At 57.0% G+C, this 3,389-nt stretch carries 3 protein-coding genes; 2 read left to right on the top strand and 1 reads right to left on the bottom strand.

What is annotated here, in order from left to right; all coding sequences use genetic code 11:
- On the bottom strand, window positions 1-1,438 hold a 1,438-nt coding region (locus AC1DWI_RS17135; protein WP_477725281.1), incomplete at its 3' end, for a HAMP domain-containing protein.
- A gap of 200 nt (window positions 1,439-1,638) precedes the next feature.
- On the opposite strand from AC1DWI_RS17135, the gene AC1DWI_RS17130 reads away from it, so the two are divergent.
- Both AC1DWI_RS17130 and AC1DWI_RS17125 read left to right on the top strand, forming a co-directional pair.
- Complete coding sequence (locus AC1DWI_RS17130; RefSeq protein WP_477671630.1) at window positions 1,639-2,457, top strand: hypothetical protein; 819 nt, start codon at window positions 1,639-1,641, stop codon at window positions 2,455-2,457.
- 110 nt (window positions 2,458-2,567) lie between these two features.
- The coding region (locus tag AC1DWI_RS17125) for a hypothetical protein (RefSeq protein ID WP_477725280.1) at window positions 2,568-3,389 on the top strand (822 nt) is incomplete at its 3' end.

The raw sequence follows: 3,389 nt of genomic DNA, 5'->3' as shown, positions 1-3,389 counted from the left end.
GGTTGGAGCCCATGGAGTTGACCGAATCGGTCAAATCTTTCCACGTGCCGGCWACACCYTGCACGTCGGCCTGGCCGCCCAGTTTGCCCTCGGTGCCCACTTCTCGTGCCACCCGCGTCACTTCAGAAGCAAAAGACGAGAGCTGRTCCACCATGGTGTTGATGGTGKYCTTGAGYTCGAGRATYTCRCCCTTCACGTCCACCGTGATCTTYTTGGAAAGGTCACCGGCAGCCACAGCTTTGGTCACGTCGGCGATGTTGCGCACCTGTGATGTCAGGTTACCGGCCATGAAGTTCACGTTGTCGGTCAGATCCTTCCAGGTACCGGCCACACCTTGCACATCGGCCTGCCCGCCCAGCTTGCCTTCGGTACCCACCTCGCGCGCCACCCGCGTCACTTCMGAGGCAAAYGAYCGCARCTGATCCACCATGGTGTTGATGGTGTTCTTKARCTCSAGRATYTCGCCCTTCACGTCCACCGTGATCTTCTTSGAMARGTCACCGGCYGCCACGGCSGTYGTCACCTCGGCAATGTTGCGCACCTGYGCCGTCAGGTTGGAGCCCATGGAGTTGACCGAATCGGTCAARTCYTTCCASGTACCGGCWACACCYTGCACRTCGGCCTGSCCGCCCAGYTTGCCTTCRGTACCCACCTCGCGCGCCACACGCGTCACCTCGGCCGAGAAGGTTCCGAGCTGCTCCACCATCTTGTTGATGATCATGGCCGTACGCAGGAACTCGCCTTCCAGCGCCTTGCCTTCTGCTTCGAGGGCCATGCTCTTGGAGAGATCGCCCTGGGCGACGGCACCAATCACACGCGCCACTTCGCTGGTCGGATGAACCAGATCCGCTATCAGGGAATTGATGGACTCGGCAGAGTCGCGCCAGAAGCCGGAGGCATCGGGCACGAATGCGCGCTCTTTCAAGCGGCCCTCCTTTCCGACCACCCGGCTCAATCGCTCCAGTTCTCGCGCCATCCGGACGTTCTCGGAAACGACATCGTTAAATGCATCTGCAACCTTGCCCGGTACACCCGTCCAGTCCTGCGGCAACGACGCATGCACATCGCCCTTCTTAAGGTCGGTCAACGCTGCGAGAATAATTTTTGTCTGGTCCGCTGCCGTATCGGCGTCATCAAGCACGGTGTTAATCGCGACAGCGTTTTCCAGCCAGAAGCCGGATAGTTTTTCTTCCGGCAGACGGCGACTCACTCGCGCAGCAGAGCGGGATTTGGTAGCAAGTCCCTTGCAGCGGCTGGTGGTCGCCGCCGTCATAGCCGACAGCTGATTGAATTCAGCGGCGATCTTTCCGTAGACGCCCTCCCATTCCGTCGGGAGTGTGACTGCGAGTTCGCCCCGCCGTAGCGCGCTGAGGGATTTGAGAATGAACTTGAGTTCGGTGTCGCGCTCCACCACGGCCAGCKTGGCTAGTGCCTCCATATCATTCATCCTGTATTGAAGGTAACGTTTTGTAGAAACGGCTGACGAGATTACTCGCGAACATTCAGAATGACAACACAAAGCCCTCACTATTTACCGAAGGGCGCGGCAATTTGCAGCATGCCTGTCACAACCTTTCATCTGTAGGTTTTGGCTTACATACCACTCCCTTCTAACGCTGTATATTTTGAAGTTACGCCTTGAAAATATCGCAGCAAGATGTATTCAAAAAACGGCGCGGCCCTGCAGCCAACCCTGCAGTTTTCTGGAGCATTTTCGACGGCACCATCACCATGAATGTTCAATTCCACAGCACATCAATCCAGGAAACGGCATTGGAAAGATGCGTGACGGAGGCGGCGCAATACGCACTCTTGCGGCGGCTCGCGCCTGTGATCCGTCACAATATGGCGGGAACGCTGCAGCCGATTGCCATGGTTGCGGCCATGCTGGAAAGGCGACTCCAAAAAGCAGACACAGATCCGGAAACGCTGCTGCGAAATGCACGCGACATCGTGACGTTGTCCAAAGAGGCGGGTGCATCCTGTGTTGAGTTGATGGGCTGGCTTGCCCCTCGGGAAAACAAGTCAGTCAAAGCCGGAAAAGGCATTGCGGAGTGTCTGGGCATGGTGGCAACCCAGCTCTCGTTCAAGGGCATTTCCATTGTCGACAACACCAGCCAGGCCGATGTCGAGCTGTCCCAGTCGGCGCTGCGCAATGTGTTAACGGCCGCGATCATTACCCTGACCGACACGGCCACCGGACCCAGGGCACTGCTCATGGAAACTGAATTCACCGATGGTTTCTTTTCCGTTCAGGCTTCATTGAATGAGCCGAATGCGTCCACGCCTGCGCGGGTGCCTGAGAAGTCGTCGTATCGGCAACTTGAATGGCATGACCTGGAAGCATTGGCGCTGCGGGAAGCCGTGCGCCTGACCCGTACGGAAAATCGGATCGCGCTGCTATTTGAAACATCCCCAACAACGCCGGACAGGCTGGCCGAGGCGGTACAAGCCTGACCAAATCCTTTTGGGCTCCCGTTCCCTCCCTTCCTCCTTCTTTCGGCGATAAATGTAGGACGATGGAGCGTATGGCCCAATTGCCTGTTTTTCACTGGCACACTGAGACCATGAGCAACATTCAAACCCTCGTGGTCACCTGTTGCCTGGCATTGGGCACATACCTGCTGCCGGCTGCCGCGCAAGCACAGCAAGCTCCCGCTGTTTCGGCGGAACCCCACGCCGCAGCCCTGCTGGAAAAGCACATGGCATTGGCAGGGCAGCTAGCGCAGAACGCCTACCACAGGCCGCTTTTTCTGGAGTCTTCAGAAGGTACCAACACGGTCAGTGGAAGTGCATACGCTGTACTGAATTCCCCTTTCAATACGGTTAGCGCCACGTTCAAAAGTCCCAATCGCTGGTGCGAAATGCTGATGCTCCACATCAACACCAAATACTGCCACGCCAGTTCGGACAGCAGCCCCAGCACTCWGAAAATGAACATCGGCAAAAAAACCGCCCAGCAGCTGGAAGACGCATTCGTGTTGCAATTCAACTATCGGCTGGTTGCCAGCTCTTCCGACTATCTGGGTGCCCAACTCAACGCCGACAAAGGTCCGCTGGGAACCAGCAATTACCGAATCGAACTGCAGGCGGTTCCACTGCCTGGTGGAAAAACCTTTATTCATTTGGGTTATTCCTATGGCTACGGCATCACCAGCCRCCTGGCCATGCAGGGCTACCTTGCCACCGTGGGCAGTGGAAAAGTGGGATTCACTCCAATACGGCAAGACCAGAACATGACGCATGTAGGCGGAATGCGTGGAGCGGTAGAGCGCAACACCATGCGTTACTACCTGGCGATTGAAGCCTACCTCGCCGCTGTGGACAAACCAGCCGCGCAGCAACTTGAAGCGCGCATGCTGTATTGGTTTGATGCCACGGAGCAGTAC

This window comes from Polaromonas sp. P3_C2, assembly GCF_056402675.1.
Note: the sequence above shows the minus strand (reverse complement) of the source record. Positions and strands in the feature narration are given on the sequence as shown.